Below are 19,569 nucleotides of genomic sequence, written 5' to 3'. Positions count from 1 at the left end.
ATTTTCTCTATTTAAAAACCTTATGTAGAGTGATATAATAGATTGGCTTATAATAATTATTTTTTATTACTGGAGGAAATCATGCATATCATAATTGTCGGGTGCGGCAAAGTTGGACGCACTCTTGCAGAACAGCTTCAGGAAGAAGAAACTGACCTGACTCTGATCGATATGGATGCCGATGTTATCAACGATCTCACAGAAGATATCGACGCTATGGGAATTGTTGGAAACGGCGCAAGTATCAATACTCTTATGGAGGCCGGTGTTCAGACTGCCGATATCCTGATCGCTGTCACCGCTTCTGATGAACTGAACCTTCTCTGCTGCCTTATCGCACAGAAGACCGGTCATTGTCAGACGATCGCGCGTGTAAGAAATCCGATCTACAGCAAGGAGATCGGGTTCATCAAGGAACGTCTGGGACTTTCCATGATCATGAATCCTGAACTGGCTGCTGCACGGGAAATCTCCCGTCTGCTCCGTTTTCCGGCCGCGATCAAGATCGATCCTTTTTCCAAAGGCCGTGTAGAACTTCTCAAATTCAAGGTCCTGCCTGAATTTGGACTGGATGGCATGTCTGTTTCTCAGATCACAGACAAATACCGCTGCGACATTCTTTTTGCCGCGATCGAGAGCAAAGATACCCTGACGATCCCAGGTGGTGATCATCTTGTTCATAATGGAGATTTTGTTTCCATTATCGCTGCCCCTAAGAATACCGCTACTTTCTTCAAGAAGATCGGTCTCAAGACCCATCAGGTCAGAAATACACTGATCATCGGAGGAGGTACTATTTCTTATTACCTTGCCAAAACTTTGTCCGATCTCAAGATCAATGTCAAGATCATCGAGAAGGATAAGGAACGCTGCGAGGAATTAAGTGACATGCTCCCGGAGGCAACGATCATCTGCGGAGACGGAACTGAGCGTTCTCTTCTTATGGAGGAGGGGCTTGCAACTGTCGAATCATTTGTAACCCTCACCAATATGGACGAGGAAAACATCTTCCTGTCACTTTCTGCCAAGAAACTTACCAACGCCAAGCTGGTTGCCAAGGTCAACCGCCTGCCGTACAAGGATGTTATTGACGACCTGGATCTCGGAAGTGTGATCTATCCGAAATATATCACTTCGGATTCCATTCTCCGTTATGTCCGCGCCATGCAGAATACGATCGGAAGTAATGTAGAGACTCTGTATCACGTCCTGGACAACCAGGCAGAGGCTCTGGAGTTCATCATCCGTGACAACTCTCCTGTTGTCGGTATTCCGCTTGCCGAGCTGAACCTCAAGAGCAATCTTCTGGTCTGCTGTCTTACCCGCAAGGGTACTGTCCGTATTCCACGAGGCCAGGATACGCTTCAGATCGGGGATAATGTTGTCATCGTAACCACCAGCAAGGGACTTCGCGACATCCGCGATATTCTTGCATAGAACGGGGTGGTATTATGAATTTTCGTATTATCGCCTATATTGTAGGCTGGGTATGTAATTTTCAGGCGGCCTTTATGATGCTGCCTCTTCTTACGGCAGGAATCTATCGTGAAAAGGATTTTTCAGCCTTTTTGCTTGTCATGCTGGTGTGCCTTGTCGTTGGCGTTCCGCTTACCCGCAAGAAACCCAAAAACAAGGTCTTTTATATCAAGGATGGCTGCGTTGCCGTTGCACTGAGCTGGCTTGCCTTATGTATTTTTGGTTCGATCCCGTTTGTTGTCAGCGGATGTATCCCACATCCGATCGATGCACTGTTTGAGACTGTTTCCGGATTTACAACGACCGGTTCCAGTATCCTTTCAGATGTGGAAGTCCTCCCTCATTGTATTTTGATCTGGAGAAGTTTCACTCATTGGATCGGCGGTATGGGCGTCCTCGTGTTCCTGCTTTCTCTTCTTCCGCTTGCCGGAGGTTATCATATGAACCTTATGAAAGCAGAGAGCCCGGGGCCTTCCGTCAGCAAACTTGTCCCGAAGGTACAGTCCACTGCAAAGATCCTTTATACGATCTACTTTGGAATGACACTGATCCAACTGGCTCTGCTTCTGATTGGCAGGGTTCCGCTTTTTGATTCTCTGTGCATTACCTTTGGTACTGCCGGAACCGGTGGATTCGGTATTGTCAATGACAGTCTTGGAAGCTACAGCACTTACTGCCAGGTTGTTACTACGATCTTTATGATCCTGTTTGGTGTCAACTTCTCCGCATACTATCTGATCCTGACCAAGAAATTCCGCCAGGCATTCAAATATGAGGAGGTTCGTTATTACTTCGGGATCATCGCTGTAGCGATCGTGATCATCGCCCTGAATACAGCCCACCTGTTCCGCAACCTCCTGACTGCATTCCAGCAGGCTGCATTCCAGGTAGGTTCCATTATCACAACGACCGGTTTTTCGAGCACCGACTTCAACCAATGGCCTGCTCTGTCCAAGACGGTTCTGGTCCTTCTGATGTTTGTCGGAGCCTGTGCCGGAAGTACAGGCGGTGGAATCAAGGTTTCCCGTATTCTGATCCTGTGTAAAGCTGCCAAGAAAGAATTCCAGCTTTACCTTCATCCGAATGCAGTCAAGAAGATCAAGATGGATGACAAGGTCATCACCCATGATATCCTGAGATCCACCAATATTTATATCAGTCTGTATCTTATGATCTTCGCCGCATCTGTTCTGCTGATCGCGATCGATAATTTTGATCTGATCACAAACTTCATGGCGGTAACAGCTACACTCAACAACATTGGTCCGGGATTTGAGATCGTTGGTCCGATGGGAAATTTCAGTTCTTTTTCCTATCTGTCCAAATGTGTCCTTATCTTTGATATGCTTGCAGGACGTCTGGAGATCTTCCCGCTTCTCCTGCTCTTCTTCAAAGGAACCTGGAAAAAATTCTGATGCAGTAATCCCTTCCTTGCCCTTACATTTAAGCGGCAGGGAATTTTTTTTGCTTTTTCACGTAAAAACGCTGTATAAAGCACGTTAAATTTTATGTTTTCTTCACGTTTTCTTCAAAAGTTCATCACACTTTCTTCACATTTATAGGGTATAGTATTAGCCATAGAAGGCGATATGCTTTCTATAAAATATTTTTCTTTTTCATACGCGCCGGTACGAAAGTACCGGCCTCCTTCCATTTATGGAACTTTTTTTATTTTCCCATTTATATAATTAACAAAAAACACACTCTGCATCCCCTGCAAAGTGTGTTTTTTATTATGCTCTCATTCTATTATCATATAGAAAATTTCTTATTTATGAAGCACTCTGAAGATTCTCACTGATCGTGCTCCATATATCATTACTCTCGAATCCCAGTCTCCACTGTGCAACTCCGGCAAGATCGTATTTCGGGATCAGCTTGACTTTCTCTGCGATCGACTGTGCATCCTCCATCCAGATCTGGTATGTAGAGCCGTCCTTCTCGTATTCCCCGTAATTCTGGCTTATACTTCCATCCCATACAGTCTCTACCTTATTCTCTGTAAGGACATTCTGGGCCTCTGTCATACCGATCGCCTCGCTTGTCACAGCGCCGCCTGTTGTCTTCCACAGTCTGGTGTAGAATGGGATCGCAAGAATGGTCCTCTGCGCCGGAACTTCTGCCAGCGTATCCTCTACGCCCTGTTCTACCCACGGAAGGGACGCAACAGAACCTGCATCGGAACCGACATAATGTTCATCATATCCCATAATCACGACATAATCTACAACCAGTCCCTGCTCTCTCCTGTCATAATGGCTTGTAAAATCCTCTGGAACCGGATTATCTACGGAAAGAACGAGATTGTTCTTATGGCATTCGATCGAAAGTTCTCTCAGGAATTCCAGGAAATGCGGACCCGCATCTTCACTGAGCGATTCAAAATCGACATTGATGCCGTCCATTCCGATATTGGCTGCTGTCTGCACCAGATGCTTAATGATATTCTGTCTGGAAGCAAGCTGTGACAGAGTCTCTGTCGTACTCACATCTGCTGTAAAGTTATCCACCAAGCCCCATACCTTATAGCCCTTCTGATGTGCCTGTGTCACATAATCTGCGGAAGAAAGATCCCCAAGATTGCCTGAAGTATCCTGAATATAAAACCAGGTCGGAGAGATCACATTCAGACCGCTGACATTCGCTGTCATATCCGCGAAATAAGCATTTGCATCCGTGTTGGTGATCTGGTGCCAGGTCATATTGACCTTGTCATCCATAGTGAGATAGGTATAATCTTCTTTCTCAAAACTTCTCTCGAAATCAGTCGTCTCCATACCGGAAAGAACCTTCTTCTGTACATATCCGATATAGCCGTCCAGGGTAGAAACCTGTACCCAGTCCTCCAGTGCCTGCATATAGATCAGGGTATCGCCCTTGCTTACGTCTGTAAGTATCGGTGATTTGATACCTCCACGATAACGGACACTTGTGTCCTTCTGGACAGTTGCTGTATTGATTCCTGTAAATTCATGCTGTATCACGATCCTGGATGGATCTTCGTAAGTATAAGTATCGAGATCTGTGTATTTCTGTACCAGTGCGAGATTCAGATAAACGGTCCCATCCTTAAGCCAGACATCCCCGTCTCCTGATTCTGATGCCGGATAATTCTCAAGTGCTGACGGTGTTGCATACAGAATCTGCTGGTTAGCGCTGTCCCAGTAATATCTCTGATTCAGATAGGTGCTTACCATAGTCTGAGGCAGATAGATCTGATCTCCTGATTTCAGAGCCCGCTCTTCCATGATATCTGTACCAAGTACAACAACCATCTCACCGTCTGACGGCTGACCATAGTACTCTGTCAGACTCATATGCTCCCTGGATGGGATATAATTCTGAACAACGTGTACACCCAGTCCGATCGCTGCCAGCAAAAAGATCAGAATAACAATGGTGATCCTGAGTTTAAGCTGCTTACGCCGGCTCTGTATATCGTTTGACTTTTTCATTCGTTCCTCTCTTTCGGTTCAAAATGTATGAAATCCTGTTTTTTTGTAAAGATTCTGTATTATTATATCATGTTTTGTTTTGAATGTATTGTTTATTTATATATTTTAGGAGTTTTTATAGTTTTTTCACTTTTGCAGGAGGATTTTCCCAAATGGTCAAGTATACGGAGGAAACCTTTTTCTCCGGGAGATCCCCCTGCCTGCTCTTATGTATTTCCGCAGGATCTGCACTCCGGTGTTTATCTGTATCGGTATTTCTTACGGGGAGCTTCACTGATCCGGTCAAAATCAACTCTCGCGATCCTGCCCGATTCATCTTCGGTGTAATCTCTCATGTAGCCTCCGCCCTCTGCGATCAAACAGGCTTTCGCAATATCTTTGGGCGTACTTGGCTCTCCATCCATAAAAAGCTGTATCCCGCTCTTCTGATAGAGCTTCAGTTCTTCTCTGAGAGGCTTCATAGATTTCCTGCTGCACTTTGCATGTGACATATTTTCGCTGGTCTTTCCTCCTTTCTCTCGGAATAAGATTTTAGAAAACACCTGCAAGAAAAAATAAGCCTCTATAATTGAATTTAATCTCATGGAAATTGCATCTGCCGCAGCCTGAACGCTGCATGACATGTAAATGATGGCAATGACTTGTTTGTAGAAATAAGAAAATGATGGTTACTATGTAAGTTAGATGTTACGTCTTCAGTCGTCCAATCACAGAATCTGTATTTTTTCTTATCCTTTATTATACAGATTTATTCTGTGCTTGCAAGGACTTTTCTCTATTTGACGAAAAATTCCCGCTTTATTTCCAAATATTTTAGAAATAGGTAATTCTAATTTCTTTACATTCGCTATGGTTGTGGTATATAATATACACAAGGTTACTGTGAACAGGTAGTATCCCGCGAGGTGTTTTGCCATGAATATGGCAAAATCCCGAGACATACAGGGCAAAATCCCATCACCGAAGGTGATTTGGAATGGATTTTGACCAAGTTACTGTGAACGTAGTGAACAGTAACCATATAAGTCATGGACTATATCCTGATTTCTATATATATTCATATAATACAACAGGATCCGAAGAATAGGATGTGATGAAATGAAATTAGAGAAGATCAACGACAATCAGATTCGTTGTACCTTAACACGAGAAGATCTGGAAATGCATCAGGTAAATTTACGTGAACTGGCTTACGGCTCAGAGAAAGCCAAGAAACTTTTTCGCGATATGATGCAGCAGGCTCAGATAGAGTTTGGTTTTGAGGCGGACAACATTCCGCTGATGATCGAGGCGATTCCTGTAAATCTTGACAGCATTATCCTCATCATTACCAAAGTCGAAGACCCGGAAGAATTAGATACCCGCTTTTCCAAATTTTCTCCATATAAAGAGAATACCCAGGCGGAACCGCTTCAGCTTGACGGAGCGGACAGTATCATTGATATCTTCCAGAAGATCTGCGAATCCAAGCTCAAGGGCAAATCTTCACAGGCCTCAGAGTCTCAGGAAACAGAAGATTCTTCCGATTCCGGCGAATCTTCCGCTGTAAATCTGATCCGTCAGTATACATTCACTCATCTGGATGATGTAATCGCAGCATCTCATGGACTGAATGGATTCTTTACCGGCGAGAACAGCTTATACAAGATCCCTGGCAATGGCAGCTATCAGCTTATCATTCACCAGTCTTCTCACACAGCACAGGAATTCAACAAGGTCTGCAATATTCTTTCTGAATATGGCAAGGGACGCGCCTGCACACCTGCCGGCGAGGCTCACCTGATCGAGCATGGAGAACTGATCTCCACCAATGTTCTGCAACAATTAATACAGCTTTAACCATGACTTAAAAAGACTGGCATCTCTGCCAGTCTTTTATTTTGGTATTAATTAGTTGTTCTCAAGAAAATCGTTGATCTGCTGAACCAGAACATCAGCGTCCATTCCATGAACCATAGCTGCTTCTTCCAGAGATTCCATCTGTGAAGACGGGCATCCAAGGCAGTGCATTCCTGCTCTCATAAGAATCGGTGCAATATTCGGATCTAAAGTGATTAACTGGCCGATCAGCATATCTTTTGTAACCTTTGCCATTATATTTTCCTCCTTTTCTCAGGGATGAGACCGAAATCCGTATTCCCAGTGATAGATTTCATTATAATATAAAACCCACCAGTACGCAACGCCCGACATCAAAAAAACTGTACATAATTTATAAAAATTTGTTTATAAATTAATACTTGTATTCTTGCCGGATATATATTAGAATAGCCTTATGGATACCTGTAAAGGGTACGAAAGATATAAAGGAGGATATCATTATGGCATACGTAATTTCTGACGATTGTGTAAGCTGCGGAACATGTGCAGCAGAATGCCCAGCAGAGGCTATTGCTGAGGGCGCAGAGCATTTCGAGATTGATGCTGATGCATGTCTTGACTGCGGAACATGTGCAGATGCCTGTCCAACCGAAGCTATTCACCCAGCTGAATAAGCTTCATACAGACAGAATTGAGAGAAGCTGTAGCAATTATGCTACAGCTTCTTTTTTTGTCTTTTTTCAACAGTTGCCGCGGCTTCTTTCCTTGCCATCTGCTGTCTGCGGATTGCAAGATCCAGAGAGCGGCATCTCTCTTCATCTTCGCTTTCATTCTGAAGCTTCAGTTCCTGCGCGATCAGACGCTCGAGGATCGTCTGGAATTCCAGGATCTTCTCATCATTGTCCTTATGTGGATCTTCTATGATCTCTTCTGTCACAACTTCTTCTTTGTCCGGCGGTATTTCCACCATCTCTCCTTCCAGGAGTTTCGTTCGGCTTTCTGTGGAGCCTGGTGCTGTCCGGGCAAGTTTCGGGATCAGCTCGCGGATTGCGCGGAGCTGGAGTCCACGCTTCTTCAGTTCTTTTATATTCATAAAAAGCTGAATATCATATCCGGTGTAATAGCGATGACCAAGTTCGTTCCGGTGAATCCGCAGTTCCAGTTCTTCTTCCCAGTACCGCAGGACATACGACTTCACTCCGGTCATCTCCACTGCCTGTCTGACGGTATACCTCGTTTCCATGGCGGTGCACCTCCCTATGAAATTCATCACCTATCATTATAAGCAGGAATCCCGGTAAATTCAACGAAAACCGTTTGACAGAACTTCACAGGATTTCCTGATAAATCACAAAAAAACAGACATAGAGATAAAATATTGCTACTTTCATCTCTATGTCTGTTTAATTTTACTTCTTCATATTTACAAACTGCGTATATCTTGGCAGCCATACCAGTTCGATGGTTCCAATCGGGCCGTTTCGCTGTTTGGCGATGATGACTTCGGCAATGTCTTTCTTCTCTGTGTCCTTGTGATAGTAATCATCCCGGTACAGGAACATTACCACATCGGCATCCTGCTCGATCGCTCCGGATTCTCGAAGGTCTGAGAGCATCGGTCTGTGGTCCGGGCGCTGCTCTACTGCACGGCTTAACTGTGACAGTGCAATGACCGGAACATCCAGCTCTCGTGCCAGAGCCTTGAGCGAACGGGAAATATCAGAGATTTCCTGCTGTCTGGAATCACTCTTGCCACTTCCACTCATCAACTGAAGGTAGTCGATCATGATGATTCCAAGATTATGCTCGAGCTTATATTTCCTGCATTTGGAACGCATCTCCGCAATACTGATCCCCGGTGTATCGTCAATGATCAGGTTGGAACGCCCAATGATATCTGCTCCCTCTACCAGCTTCGTCCAGTCCTCATCCTTGAGGTTACCTGTACGCATATTCTGGGAATCCACATGGGATTCCATCGCCAGCAGACGATTCACGAGCTGTTCCTTGGACATTTCCAGACTGAAGATCGCAACGGTGACATCCTTGCGGAACGCCATATACTGTGCGATATTCAGAACGAACGCCGTCTTTCCCATGGAAGGACGGGCCGCGATCAGCACCAGGTCTGACGGATGCATACCGGAGGTCTTGTAATCCAGATCGATAAAACCTGTCGGGATTCCTGTAACGCTGCCCTTGAGTTTGGATGCTTTCTCGATATTATTGATCGCATTCAGGACAACCTGCTGAATCGGGACGTAATCTCCGCCCACCGTTCTCTGGAGGATATTGAATAATTTCTTCTCTGCTTCCTCCATGATCGTCTCTGTGCTGTCCTTCTCAAGATAGCAGGCATTCTCCACTTCCTCCGTCGCACGAATCAGTTTACGGAGTTGTGCCTTGTCACTTACGATATTGGCGTAATATTTGACATTCGCGGAAGTCGGAACTGCTTCGAGAAGTTCCCTCACATACTCCATACTGCTGATATCCGGTGGAACATCCTTCTCCTTCAGACGATTCTGAAGTGTGATCGTATCAACCGGCTTGCCCTCATTACAGAGCTCCACCATCGCATCAAAGATGATACCATACTGGTTCTGATAAAAATCGTCGCTGGTAAGGATTTCTGATGCCACGAGGATCGCATCACGGTCAAGAAGCATGGAACCGATCACCGACTGCTCTGCCTCGATACTGTGAGGCAGGATACGCTTTATCAGTGCTTCTTCCATTTAGTTTCTCCCGGCACTTACGCCTCTTTGATCCATACTTTCAGGCTTCCTGTTACCTTCGGGTGAAGTTTGACCGGAACCTGTGTAACGCCCAGGTTTCTGATCGGGCTTGGAAGCTGAAGTTTCTTTTTGTCGATATCCAGACCAAGCTGTGATTTGGCAGCTTCGGAAATTTCCTTGGTAGATACGGAACCGAAGGTTCTTCCGCCCTCTCCTACTTTCAGTGTGAGGATGATCTCCTTTGTCTCGAGATCTTTGGCAAAAGCCTGTGCTGCTTCCAGGTTTTCCTGTGCTACCTTGGCTGCATTTGCCTTCTGAAGTTTCAGATCATTCAGGTTCTTCGGAGTTGCTTCCAGACCGAGTTTCTTCGGAATGATCATGTTTCTTGCATATCCGTCACTGACATTAACGATTTCGCCTTTTTTTCCAAGAGATTTGACATCTTCCAATAAAATTACTTTCATTTCTTGTTTTCTTCCTCCTGATATAACTCATCAATGATTTCTTTTAACATATCTTCTACTTCGTCGATCGGACGTTTTACCTGGGCTCCGGCGATATTGATGTGACCGCCGCCGCCAAGTTTCTCCATCATAACCTGGACATTGACTTCATCGATCGCACGGGCACTGACATAAACTTCTTTGTTATATGTTGTAAGTACAAATGAAGCCTTGACTCCGGCAATATTCAAAAGTTCATTGGCCGCCTGTGCACCGACAACAGTAGGGCTCTCAAGTCCCTTGCTCGGGCATTTCGCGATGGCAAAGCAGCCACGGTAGATCTCAGCAGTACGCACTGCTTCTGCCCTTGCCTTATAAGAATCAATGTTGTCACGGAGCATCTTGCGCACTCTGGTCATATCTGCTCCGGAACGACGCAGGAATGCTGCTGCCTCGAAGGTACGCACTCCGGCTCTTGTGATAAAGTTGTTCGTGTCAATCATGATCCCGGCATAAATACAGTCTGCCTCGATGTTGCGCAGACGCAGATCGTCTGAAAAATACTGCAGGATCTCCGCTACCATCTCACAGGTGGAGGAAGCATACGGCTCTACATAGGACAGGACTGCATTCTGGATGACCTCATTGCCTCTGCGGTGATGATCCAGAACAACGATCGTCCTGGTCATGTAGAGAAGTTCCTCACATTCTGTATAGCTTGGTTTATTGGTATCTACAACGACTACTACCGTATTATCATCTACAAGCTCCATCGCCTGGTTTCGGTCGATGAACATGGACGGCTCATAGTCCGGGTTGTTCATATATCCTGCCATCAGCGGACGGATGGATGTAGACGGGTCATTCACTACGATATGGACCGGTTTGCCAAGTGTCTTACCTGCACGGTAGATACCGATGGCAGCTCCAAGTGCATCGACATCTGTGATCTTGTGTCCCATGACCACAACGCGCTCCTTGGTGCTCATAAACTCCTTGAGGGCCTGCGCCTTGACACGCGCCTTGACACGGGTGGTCTTCTCCATCTGCTGTGCCTTGCCGCCATAGTAAGTGATCTTGTCGCCATTCTTGATCACGACCTGATCGCCGCCTCGTCCAAGTGCCATCTCGATCGCGATACGGGAATATTCATAATCCTGAAGATAAGTAGCGGCATTCAGTCCGACACCGATACTTAAGGTCACATTCATCTCATTACCGATATTTACGGTCTTGACTTCCTCGAGGATATGGAACTTCTGCTCCTTGAGTGCCTCAAGAGAACTCTGTCTCATGATCAGGAAATACTTGTCCTTCTCCAGCTTACGTACCAGACCATCATAGTTGGAAAAATATTTAGTGATCTTTCTGTCGATCAGAGCGATCAGAAGAGAACGTCTTACATCCTCCACACTCTCCAGTGCTTCCTCGTAGTTGTCGAGATATGCCAGTGCAACTACCAGTTTGTTGTCCTCATTCGCCTGAATATAATCCTTAAGTTCTGTCTCGTCATAGAGATACATGGCGATCAGGCTGGTGCTGTCCGGGATATCCATCAGAAGTTTCGATGGTGCCACGGATTCTCCAAGGAGGACTCTCTGCATGGATACACGATAAATGTGCTCTCCAAACTGTGTACTGATCTCTGTGATTTCTCTGTCAGGTCCTGTCGGAAGCTTGTCTGCTGTGATGTCTGCAAAAATCGTATTGACATTTTTGCGGTAGAACTGATCCCTGCCGGTGATCTGTGAGAATACCTTGTTGGACCAGATCATCCTTCCCTGCATATCCATTACTGCATATGGAAGAGCAAACTCCTCCAGAACCCTTTTTTCCAGAAATTCATACTGGCTGGCAAAAGCTATCAGATCATTGAACATCAGTGGCCGATGGTAAAAGAGCAGCCCGATCGCTGCACCTACATACAGAATGATTCCCATTGTAACCACTATTCCGGCTTTGATGCTGATCACATACACCAGAACGTTCAAAGCTATCAGCAGAACAGACAAATACAGAGGCCAGCGTGCAAGATGCTTCAGATGACCTTTTAGTTTTAATTTTCCACTCATAACATTCTTTACCATTCTTTTTATAATTTTTTCAAGATGCTATCTGCTATTATAGCAGATTTCTATACATTTTACCATATGAATGTCAATAATCGTGTTTTATAAGCGTTTTATTGAATAAAAAAAGCTGCCATTCGTCTGCGGTCCACATGCAAATGCTTGTCCGACAGATTCATGGCAGCCTGATGTTCAACTAAAAATTAGTCCTGAACGTATGGCATCATGGAAAGATGACGTGCTCTCTTAACAGCAACAGTCAGAGCTCTCTGATGTTTTGCACAGTTTCCTGTGATTCTTCTCGGAAGGATCTTACCTCTCTCAGAAACATATTTTCTGAGTTTTGCTACATCCTTGTAATCGATCTCATTGTTTTCTTTACCGCAGAATACACAAACTTTTTTTCTTCTGCGTCCGCCTCTTCTTTTCATAGGAGAGTCCGGTCTTTCGCCTCTATTGTAAGCCATGATGGTTTCCTCCTTATATAATTTCTTTCAGTTTAATTAAATGGAAGTTCTTCGTCGATTCCGTCCGGAATGTTCATAAATCCGTCAGCAGATGCTGAAACAGGATTCGGCATGGATGGTGCAGACGGTGCACTCTGCTGAGGATGTGATGCTGCATAGCTGTCACTGGATGCTTTGCTCTCGGCAAATTCCTGCTCCTCAACAACAACTTCTGTTGTGTAAACCTTCTGTCCTTCTCTGTTGGTGTAGCTTCCGGTCTGGATACGACCGCTCACTACGATCCTGATGCCCTGATGGAAGTACTTCTCTGCGAATTCCGCGCCACGTCCGAATACTACACAGCTAATAAAATCAGCGGTCGCCTCGCCGTCACGACGAAATCTTCTGTCTACTGCCAATGTGTATCTTGCAATTGCCAGTGCGTTTTCTCCTGCGGAATATCTCACCTCAGGATCTCTTGTTAAGCGTCCCATTAAAATTACTTTGTTCATTGTAATACCTCTTTCTTCTTAGTGAGTGAACGGGTTTCTTAATGGTGCTTTCTAAAATCCATCTGTAAAAAGATTATGCGTCTTTACGAACGACTAAGTATCTTAATACGTTGTCCATGATGCGTACATGTCTTTCTACTTCTGCCGGACACTGTGCGTCTGCTTCAAACTGAATGAAATAGTAGAAGCCTTCATGCATTTTCTGAATTTCGTAAGCTAATTTCTTCTTACCCCATTCTTCTACTTCTGTGACGTTTCCGTTGTAACGAGCGATGTAAGCTTTTGCTTTCTCTACTACTGCATCGCGAACTTCGTCTTCAACTTTAGCGCTCACAACTAATGCTAATTCGTACTTGTTCATGCTTTCTTACCTCCTTATGGTCTTTAAGGCCCTCTGCCTGTTACAGAGAGCAAGGATATGAAAATATATCACACAGCTAAGTATTCTAACATAGGAATTTGTGCTTGTAAAGTATTTTTTGTCGAAACACAAACTTTTTTTGAAATTTTTTTTTATTTCCAATAAATACCAACTAACTCGGTTTTATTTTTGTCGTTATTTTGCATAAAGCATTGTATTATTTGTCGAAATAGACTATACTATCTGCACAAACGCATTCGCGTGATCAATGGAAAGGAGAAAAACTATGGACTCTGCATTATATGCAAACTATCTGAACATCCTGAAACAGGAGCTTGTTCCTGCCCTTGGATGTACAGAACCGATCGCCATTGCCTATGCAGCGGCAAAAGCCCGGCAGGTCCTCGGAGAGTTCCCGGAGCATGTGGAAATGCACCTGAGTGGCAACATCATCAAGAATGTCAAGGGTGTCACTGTTCCCAATTCCGGCGGACTCAAAGGAATCGATGTAGCGGCAGTTCTTGGTATCGTCGGCGGTAATGCTGACCGTGCCCTTGAGGTACTCAGTGAAGTCACCCCTGAGGATATTGCCAGGACCCGCAAGCTCATCGCACAGAAAGTCTGTTCCTGTACCCTGGTCGAAGGTGTTGATAATCTTTTTATCACAGCCATCGTTACCAGTGGTGAGCACACCGCTTCTGTCACGATCGAGCATCAGCACACCAACATCACAAGGATTGAGAAGGACGGCGAGGTGATCCTTGACAATCCTTATCAGTCTGCTGTCACAGCAACCGTTGACAAATCTCTTCTTACAGTGAAGGATATCCTGGATTTTGCCGATCAGGTCAGAATGGAGGATATCCAGCCGACCATCGACCGTCAGATCAAAATGAATTCTGCGATCGCACAGGAGGGGCTTGACAACAACTATGGTGCACAGATCGGCAAGACACTGATGCATGTATGGGGCAAAGGTGTCACCACGAGAGCCTGTGCCAGAGCTGCTGCCGGAAGCGATGCACGTATGGGCGGCTGTTCCATGCCGGTTGTCATCAACTCCGGAAGTGGAAACCAGGGAATGACGGTTTCACTTCCTGTCATCGTCTTTGCCGACGAATGGGAAGTTTCGCACGAGAAACTCTGTCGTTCTCTCGTTGTCAGCAACCTGATCGCCATCCACCAGAAATATTATATAGGAAGTCTTTCCGCTTACTGCGGTGCAGTCAGTGCTGCCTGCGGTGCCGGTGCAGGGATCACCTATATGTACGGCGGAACTTATCAGCAGGTTTCTCTGACGATCATCAACACGCTTGGAAATGTAGGCGGTATCGTCTGTGACGGTGCCAAACCATCCTGCGCTGCCAAGATCGCATCTTCCGTCGATGCGGCTCTGATGGCATTCCAGCTCAGCATCCAGAACAAGAGCTTTCTGCCAGGCGAGGGTATCATCAAGGATGATATTGAGGAAACGATCAAGAGCATGGGCTATATCGGACGTGTGGGAATGCGCGCTACCGATACGGAAATTCTCAATGTCATGATTGACCAGGCAAATATCGATCAGGACTGCTGAAATTTATTCAAACTTTTACAGGGGGGATCAAATCCATGAAAAAAAACAGTTTTTTTACCAGCCTGCCTTTTAAACTTCTGGTAGGCGTTGTACTCGGCATTATCGCAGGACTTATCCTTAGCAGTACAGATTCTTCTTCTGTCACTATGGCAATCCTGAATATTGTCGTTACTCTGAAATATGTCCTTGGGCAGCTTATCAACTTCTGTGTACCGCTGATCATCATCGGCTTTATCGCACCTTCCATCACCAAACTCGGAAACAGTGCTTCCCGCATGCTTGGTGTTGCTCTGGTGATCGCTTACGTTTCTTCCATCGGCGCAGCCCTGTTTTCTGTTGCAGCCGGCTATACGCTGATCCCGCATCTTTCTATCGTGACAAACGTAGAAGGACTGAAAGAGCTTCCGGAAGTCGTATTTGAACTTTCTATCCCGCAGATCATGTCCGTTATGAGTGCACTTGTATTCTCCATCATGGTTGGTCTTGCCGCTACCTGGAACAAAGCAAAACTCATCACAGGACTCCTTGATGAATTCCAGAAGATCGTCCTTTCCATCGTATCAAAGATCATCATTCCGATTCTTCCATTCTTCATCGGACTGACTTTCTGCGGACTGGCATATGAAGGTTCTATCACCAAACAGCTTCCTGTATTCCTCAAAGTCATCGTGATCGTGCTGATCGGCCACTTTATCTGGATGACACTTCTGTATGTCCTCGCAGGTGCATACTCTCACGAAAATCCATGGGAAGTTGTACGCCACTACGGTCCTGCATACCTTACTGCAGTCGGAACCATGTCCTCTGCTGCCACTCTCGCCGTTGCATTACAGTGTGCAGGCAAGGCAAAGCCACTTCGTAAAGATATGGTGCAGTTCGGTGTTCCGCTTTTTGCCAACATCCATCTGTGCGGTTCCGTTCTGACAGAAGTTTTCTTCTGTATGACGATCTCCAGGATGCTCTACGGTTCCATCCCGTCTCCGGGAACCATGGTCCTGTTCTGCCTGCTTCTTGGAATCTTCGCTCTGGGCGCTCCTGGTGTTCCTGGCGGTACTGTTATGGCATCACTCGGTATCATCACCGGTGTCCTTGGTTTCAACGAAACAGGAACAGCTCTGATGCTTACTATCTTTGCTCTTCAGGACAGCTTTGGTACAGCCTGCAACGTAACAGGCGACGGAGCCCTGACCCTGATCCTTACAGGATATGCAAAGAAACACAATATCAAAGAACAGCATATTGATACTGTAGATCTTTAATTAAGTAGTATTTCTAATAATTATTTCGAAACCGGAGGGTTCTGTCGACTTGACAAAGCTCTCCGGTTTCTTCTATACTGATTTTAATATTTTCCGTCAGGAGGGCAAAATTATGCTTTTGAAAAATGGTCATCTTATTGATCCTGCTACAAAAACCAACGAACCTGTGGACATCCGCGTTGAGAACGGAACGATCGTCGAACTCGGAAAAGATCTTTCTGCCAAAGATAATGAAGAAGTTCTTGATCTTTCCGGTCTGACTGTCGCACCGGGACTTGTTGATACACATGTACATTTCCGTGACCCGGGACTTACTTACAAAGAAGATATCCATACCGGTTCCCTTGCCGCGGCAAAAGGCGGTTTTACCTCCGTCATCTGCATGGCAAACACCAAACCTACTGTTGACTCCGTAGGCACGCTCAAAGACATCCTTACACGTGCCCAGGACGAAAACATACATATCTATCAGACTGCCTCCGTCTCCTACGGCTTAAGCGGCGAAAAAATGACAAATTTCGATGCCCTGGCAGATGCCGGTGCCTGCGGATTTACCGATGATGGGATCCCGCTTCTCGATGCCACTTTCTGCTATGAAGCAATGTGTAAAGCTGCTGAACTTCATATGCCGATCAGTCTCCACGAAGAAGACAAAGCATTCATCACCAATAACGGAATCAACGCCGGAGAAACATCCGCCAGGCTTGGTGTCGTCGGTTCACCTGCGATCGCCGAGGAAGTGATGGTTGCCCGTGACTGTATGCTTGCCCTTCGAAGCGGTGCCGCTGTCGTAATCCAGCATATCAGTTCCGGAAACTCCGTAGAGCTTGTCCGCACAGCGAAAAAACTCGGTGCTGACATCCACGCAGAGGCAACCCCGCATCACTTCACACTTACAGAGGAAGCACTTCTTGAGCACGGTACACTTGCCAAGATGAATCCGCCTCTCCGCACCGAAAAAGACCGCCAGGAGATCATTCAGGGTCTCAAAGACGGCACGATCGACCTGATCGCCACCGACCACGCTCCACACAGTACTGAAGAAAAATCCAGGCCTCTCACAGAAGCCCCAAGCGGTATCACAGGCCTTGAAACTTCTCTTGGTCTCGGCATCACTTCCCTTGTAAAGCCAGGATACCTCACTCTGACAGAGCTTCTGGAAAAAATGACCTGCAATCCGGCTTCTCTCTACAAACTTCCGGGCGGCAGTATCCAGGCAGGCGCTCCTGCTGATTTCGTGATCTTTGATCCTGATGAAAAATGGACCGTTACAGACTTTGCCTCCAAAGCCTCCAACAGCCCATTCAAAGGCGCAGAACTTTATGGAAAGATCCATTACACGATCTGCAATGGAAAGATCGTTTATCGTGGATAAATAAATTATTTTCGGCAAAAAATCTCCCCCGGTGCAGCGGTCCTGCTGTCCTGCCGGGGGAAATTTTTATTTGCTCTGAAATTGCAACTTCCAGTGCCTGTTTGCCTGAGCCGCCGTGAGACTGTGTCACTTCCACCTCCTGTCCTGTCTGTTCTTTCCAGTGCTCTGCAAATACCTTATTGTACTGCTCATATAATTCTCTGGTCGGATCGTAGGATACGTTTGTAATCTCCACCTTATCTGCCGCCCACACTGCTGATGTGCCTGCGATGTTTGCTCCAAGAACTGCCGCGATTCCTAATGCTAAAAGTCTTTTTTTCATAATACTCTTCCTCTCTTTCCTGTATGGTTTCGTGTTGTGTTTTGCTGTGACACTATAAAACCATATTTTCTGCGAGAAAGAAATCATAAGATCAGAAAACGATGTCTTTTTCTACGTAAAAAACTGCAAGATCCAGTTGTTTTTGAACTGAAATCTTGCAGTTTTTCGTGTATTTTTGCTTATTGAGGTTTATTTTGTGAAAACGTTATCCGTATTTATTTTGTTGGGTTCTGAGACACTTTATTTGTTTTTTGTCAGCATTTTTCCTGAAATCGCCGCGAGAATCTGCTGAAAAAGGGTTCCGATCATGACTGGATATACGACTTCACTTGGGAAGTAAGCTACCGCAAGGACAGCTCCTGTACTGATGTTTCGCATGCCGGTTCCGTATACCATGGAAATGGTCGTCTTCTGATCCTGATGTGTCAGTTTGGCGATGAGCCAGCCAAGGAAGTAACCGCCTGCCGCCAGTACAAGGATCGCTACCGCTACCGCAACGCGCTGTAAATTCATCTGGCGGATATATGGTGCTACTTTAGATGAATTTGAAGTCACGACAAACATCAGTGCCATCTTGGAAAAAGGTGCCAGTTTCTTTGGCCAGGTTTCCATGACTTTTCCGTGGCTCAGTTGGTTCAGACACATTGCTGCGACTGCCGGCAAAGCCACCATATAGAGCAGTTCTTTCATCATGCCCCCAACATCAATTGATACATTGGAACCGATCAGAAAATGCAGGGTAAAGGGAATGATAAACGGTGCAAGAACCGTGTCGATCACGACCAGTGAAAGTGACAGGGAACTGTTTCCATCAAAGATCGATACCCACATCATACTGGCGACTGCTGTCGGAATCGAAAACTCCAGTACCATTCCCGTAATCAGGTTCATATTATTCGGAAACAGCAGATGTCCCATCCCGTAGGCCGCTGCCGGGATCGCTATATGAAGCATAAGCATGATCGTGATCAAACTTCCGGGATTACGGATCACATTTGCCACATCCCGGAACCTGGACTTCAATGCTCCTGTGAATGTCATAAATGCAAATACATATGTCACATATGGAAGGCCATGTTTCGCAACATCCGGAAAACACACTCCTACCAGCAAACATAACGGCGTAACAAAAGCCATCCATTTCTCTATAAATTTATTAAATCTGTCCAGCATTATATTTCCCCTCTCTCGTTACATTATAAGAAGATTATAGCATATCGCTTTTGTGTGATGAAGTCCGTAAAATATTTATATACGCAAAAAAGTCCAGAGCATTAAACTCTGGACTCTGGTAGAGGTGCCACCCGGATTTGAACCGGGGATAGAGGTGTTGCAGACCTTTGCCTTACCACTTGGCTATGGCACCATATTTAATTGTTTCCTTAAAGGAAAGTGACTCCAAGGGGATTTGAACCCCTGTTACCGCCGTGAAAGGGCGGTGTCTTAACCGCTTGACCATGGAGCCAATTCTATTGCTATCGGCTCTAGGTCCGAAAAGCTAACTCCCCCTGTTGGACTCGAACCAACGACACTGCGGTTAACAGCCGCATGCTCTACCGACTGAGCTAAGGAGGATTATTAGAAGATATCGTATCTTCAAAACCACATACATGTTGACTAAGCAATTATATCATAACCAAGCTTGTTGGTCAAGCCCTCACCCTATTAGTAGCAGTCAGCTCCATGTGTTACCACACTTCCACCCCTGCCCTATCA

Annotated in this window: 19 protein-coding genes, 3 tRNA genes and 1 rRNA gene (1 of these 23 only partly in view); 7 read left to right on the top strand and 16 right to left on the bottom strand. The window is 45.6% G+C overall.

Annotated features, from left to right (window positions below; genetic code table 11):
• The first annotated feature begins 81 nt into the window (after positions 1–81).
• On the top strand, positions 82–1,437 hold the full coding sequence (gene trkA / locus DXC01_RS11765) for a Trk system potassium transporter TrkA (protein ID WP_022214918.1): 1,356 nt from the start codon (positions 82–84) through the stop codon (positions 1,435–1,437).
• A 14-nt stretch (positions 1,438–1,451) separates the two neighbouring features.
• A complete protein-coding gene (locus tag DXC01_RS11760; protein WP_022214917.1) occupies positions 1,452–2,891 on the top strand; it encodes a TrkH family potassium uptake protein in 1,440 nt (479 codons plus the stop codon).
• Between the two features lie 357 nt (positions 2,892–3,248).
• Here DXC01_RS11760 and DXC01_RS11755 read toward each other — a convergent pair whose 3' ends face one another.
• Positions 3,249–4,931 carry a glycosyl hydrolase family 18 protein gene (locus DXC01_RS11755; protein ID WP_118251962.1) on the bottom strand — a complete coding sequence of 561 codons (1,683 nt, stop codon included), beginning with the start codon at positions 4,929–4,931 and terminating at the stop codon, positions 3,249–3,251.
• A gap of 239 nt (positions 4,932–5,170) precedes the next feature.
• Entirely contained in the window at positions 5,171–5,392 is a 222-nt protein-coding gene (locus DXC01_RS11750) for a hypothetical protein (protein WP_022214915.1), read from the bottom strand.
• Between the two features lie 637 nt (positions 5,393–6,029).
• On the opposite strand from DXC01_RS11750, the gene DXC01_RS11745 reads away from it, so the two are divergent.
• Positions 6,030–6,770, top strand: a complete 741-nt coding sequence (locus DXC01_RS11745) for an adaptor protein MecA (RefSeq protein ID WP_022214914.1) — start codon at positions 6,030–6,032, stop codon at positions 6,768–6,770.
• Positions 6,771–6,821: 51 nt separating this feature from the next.
• On the opposite strand, the gene DXC01_RS11740 is transcribed toward DXC01_RS11745, so the two are convergent.
• Positions 6,822–7,025 carry a DUF1858 domain-containing protein gene (locus DXC01_RS11740; RefSeq protein ID WP_022214913.1) on the bottom strand — a complete coding sequence of 68 codons (204 nt, stop codon included), beginning with the start codon at positions 7,023–7,025 and terminating at the stop codon, positions 6,822–6,824.
• 227 nt (positions 7,026–7,252) lie between these two features.
• Here DXC01_RS11740 and DXC01_RS11735 point away from each other — a divergent pair, with 227 nt between their 5' ends.
• Positions 7,253–7,426: a DUF362 domain-containing protein gene (locus tag DXC01_RS11735; RefSeq protein ID WP_118698969.1), complete on the top strand. Its 174-nt coding sequence runs from the start codon at positions 7,253–7,255 to the stop codon at positions 7,424–7,426.
• Positions 7,427–7,467: 41 nt separating this feature from the next.
• On the opposite strand, the gene DXC01_RS11730 is transcribed toward DXC01_RS11735, so the two are convergent.
• The 7 genes from DXC01_RS11730 to rpsF all read right to left on the bottom strand — a co-directional run bounded on the left by DXC01_RS11730 (position 7,468) and on the right by rpsF (position 13,321).
• Positions 7,468–7,995, bottom strand: coding sequence for a MerR family transcriptional regulator (locus DXC01_RS11730; protein ID WP_022214911.1), 528 nt, complete (start codon positions 7,993–7,995; stop codon positions 7,468–7,470).
• 166 nt (positions 7,996–8,161) lie between these two features.
• Positions 8,162–9,490: a replicative DNA helicase gene (gene dnaB / locus DXC01_RS11725; protein WP_022214910.1), complete on the bottom strand. Its 1,329-nt coding sequence runs from the start codon at positions 9,488–9,490 to the stop codon at positions 8,162–8,164.
• A gap of 17 nt (positions 9,491–9,507) precedes the next feature.
• Positions 9,508–9,954 carry a 50S ribosomal protein L9 gene (gene rplI, locus DXC01_RS11720; RefSeq protein ID WP_022214909.1) on the bottom strand — a complete coding sequence of 149 codons (447 nt, stop codon included), beginning with the start codon at positions 9,952–9,954 and terminating at the stop codon, positions 9,508–9,510.
• On the bottom strand, positions 9,951–12,005 hold the full coding sequence (locus tag DXC01_RS11715; protein WP_118251979.1) for a DHH family phosphoesterase: 2,055 nt from the start codon (positions 12,003–12,005) through the stop codon (positions 9,951–9,953). The genes rplI and DXC01_RS11715 overlap by 4 nt, the downstream gene beginning before the upstream one ends.
• A 200-nt stretch (positions 12,006–12,205) precedes the next feature.
• A complete protein-coding gene (rpsR, locus tag DXC01_RS11710; RefSeq protein WP_005427218.1) occupies positions 12,206–12,469 on the bottom strand; it encodes a 30S ribosomal protein S18 in 264 nt (87 codons plus the stop codon).
• 32 nt (positions 12,470–12,501) lie between these two features.
• The gene (locus DXC01_RS11705; RefSeq protein WP_118251963.1) at positions 12,502–12,960 is read right to left on the bottom strand and encodes a single-stranded DNA-binding protein; all 459 of its coding nucleotides are present in this window, start codon (positions 12,958–12,960) and stop codon (positions 12,502–12,504) included.
• A 73-nt stretch (positions 12,961–13,033) separates the two neighbouring features.
• A complete protein-coding gene (rpsF, locus tag DXC01_RS11700; protein WP_118251964.1) occupies positions 13,034–13,321 on the bottom strand; it encodes a 30S ribosomal protein S6 in 288 nt (95 codons plus the stop codon).
• Positions 13,322–13,607: 286 nt separating this feature from the next.
• Here rpsF and DXC01_RS11695 point away from each other — a divergent pair, with 286 nt between their 5' ends.
• The 3 genes from DXC01_RS11695 to DXC01_RS11685 all read left to right on the top strand — a co-directional run bounded on the left by DXC01_RS11695 (position 13,608) and on the right by DXC01_RS11685 (position 17,531).
• Positions 13,608–14,897 carry an L-cysteine desulfidase family protein gene (locus tag DXC01_RS11695; protein WP_118698968.1) on the top strand — a complete coding sequence of 430 codons (1,290 nt, stop codon included), beginning with the start codon at positions 13,608–13,610 and terminating at the stop codon, positions 14,895–14,897.
• Between the two features lie 35 nt (positions 14,898–14,932).
• Positions 14,933–16,156: a dicarboxylate/amino acid:cation symporter gene (locus DXC01_RS11690; RefSeq protein ID WP_118698967.1), complete on the top strand. Its 1,224-nt coding sequence runs from the start codon at positions 14,933–14,935 to the stop codon at positions 16,154–16,156.
• Between the two features lie 112 nt (positions 16,157–16,268).
• The gene (locus DXC01_RS11685) at positions 16,269–17,531 is read left to right on the top strand and encodes a dihydroorotase (protein ID WP_118251967.1); all 1,263 of its coding nucleotides are present in this window, start codon (positions 16,269–16,271) and stop codon (positions 17,529–17,531) included.
• Here the strand turns inward: DXC01_RS11685 and DXC01_RS21485 are convergent.
• The 6 genes from DXC01_RS21485 to DXC01_RS11655 all read right to left on the bottom strand — a co-directional run.
• On the bottom strand, positions 17,461–17,853 hold the full coding sequence (locus DXC01_RS21485) for a hypothetical protein (RefSeq protein WP_330427667.1): 393 nt from the start codon (positions 17,851–17,853) through the stop codon (positions 17,461–17,463). The two genes, DXC01_RS11685 and DXC01_RS21485, sit on opposite strands and share 71 nt — an antisense overlap.
• Positions 17,854–18,093: 240 nt before the next feature.
• Positions 18,094–19,026 carry a bile acid:sodium symporter family protein gene (locus DXC01_RS11675; protein WP_118698966.1) on the bottom strand — a complete coding sequence of 311 codons (933 nt, stop codon included), beginning with the start codon at positions 19,024–19,026 and terminating at the stop codon, positions 18,094–18,096.
• Positions 19,027–19,148: 122 nt separating this feature from the next.
• Positions 19,149–19,219, bottom strand: a tRNA-Cys gene (locus DXC01_RS11670).
• Between the two features lie 27 nt (positions 19,220–19,246).
• Positions 19,247–19,318 (bottom strand) — tRNA-Glu (locus tag DXC01_RS11665).
• 37 nt (positions 19,319–19,355) lie between these two features.
• Positions 19,356–19,428, bottom strand: a tRNA-Asn gene (locus DXC01_RS11660).
• 70 nt (positions 19,429–19,498) lie between these two features.
• Positions 19,499–19,569 (bottom strand): 23S ribosomal RNA (locus DXC01_RS11655); it runs 2,847 nt beyond the window's last position.

This window comes from Blautia sp. OM07-19 (assembly GCF_003481595.1).
In the GTDB taxonomy this organism is placed as follows: Bacteria; Bacillota; Clostridia; order Lachnospirales; family Lachnospiraceae; genus Blautia_A; species Blautia_A intestinihominis.
Note: the sequence above shows the minus strand (reverse complement) of the source record. Positions and strands in the feature narration are given on the sequence as shown.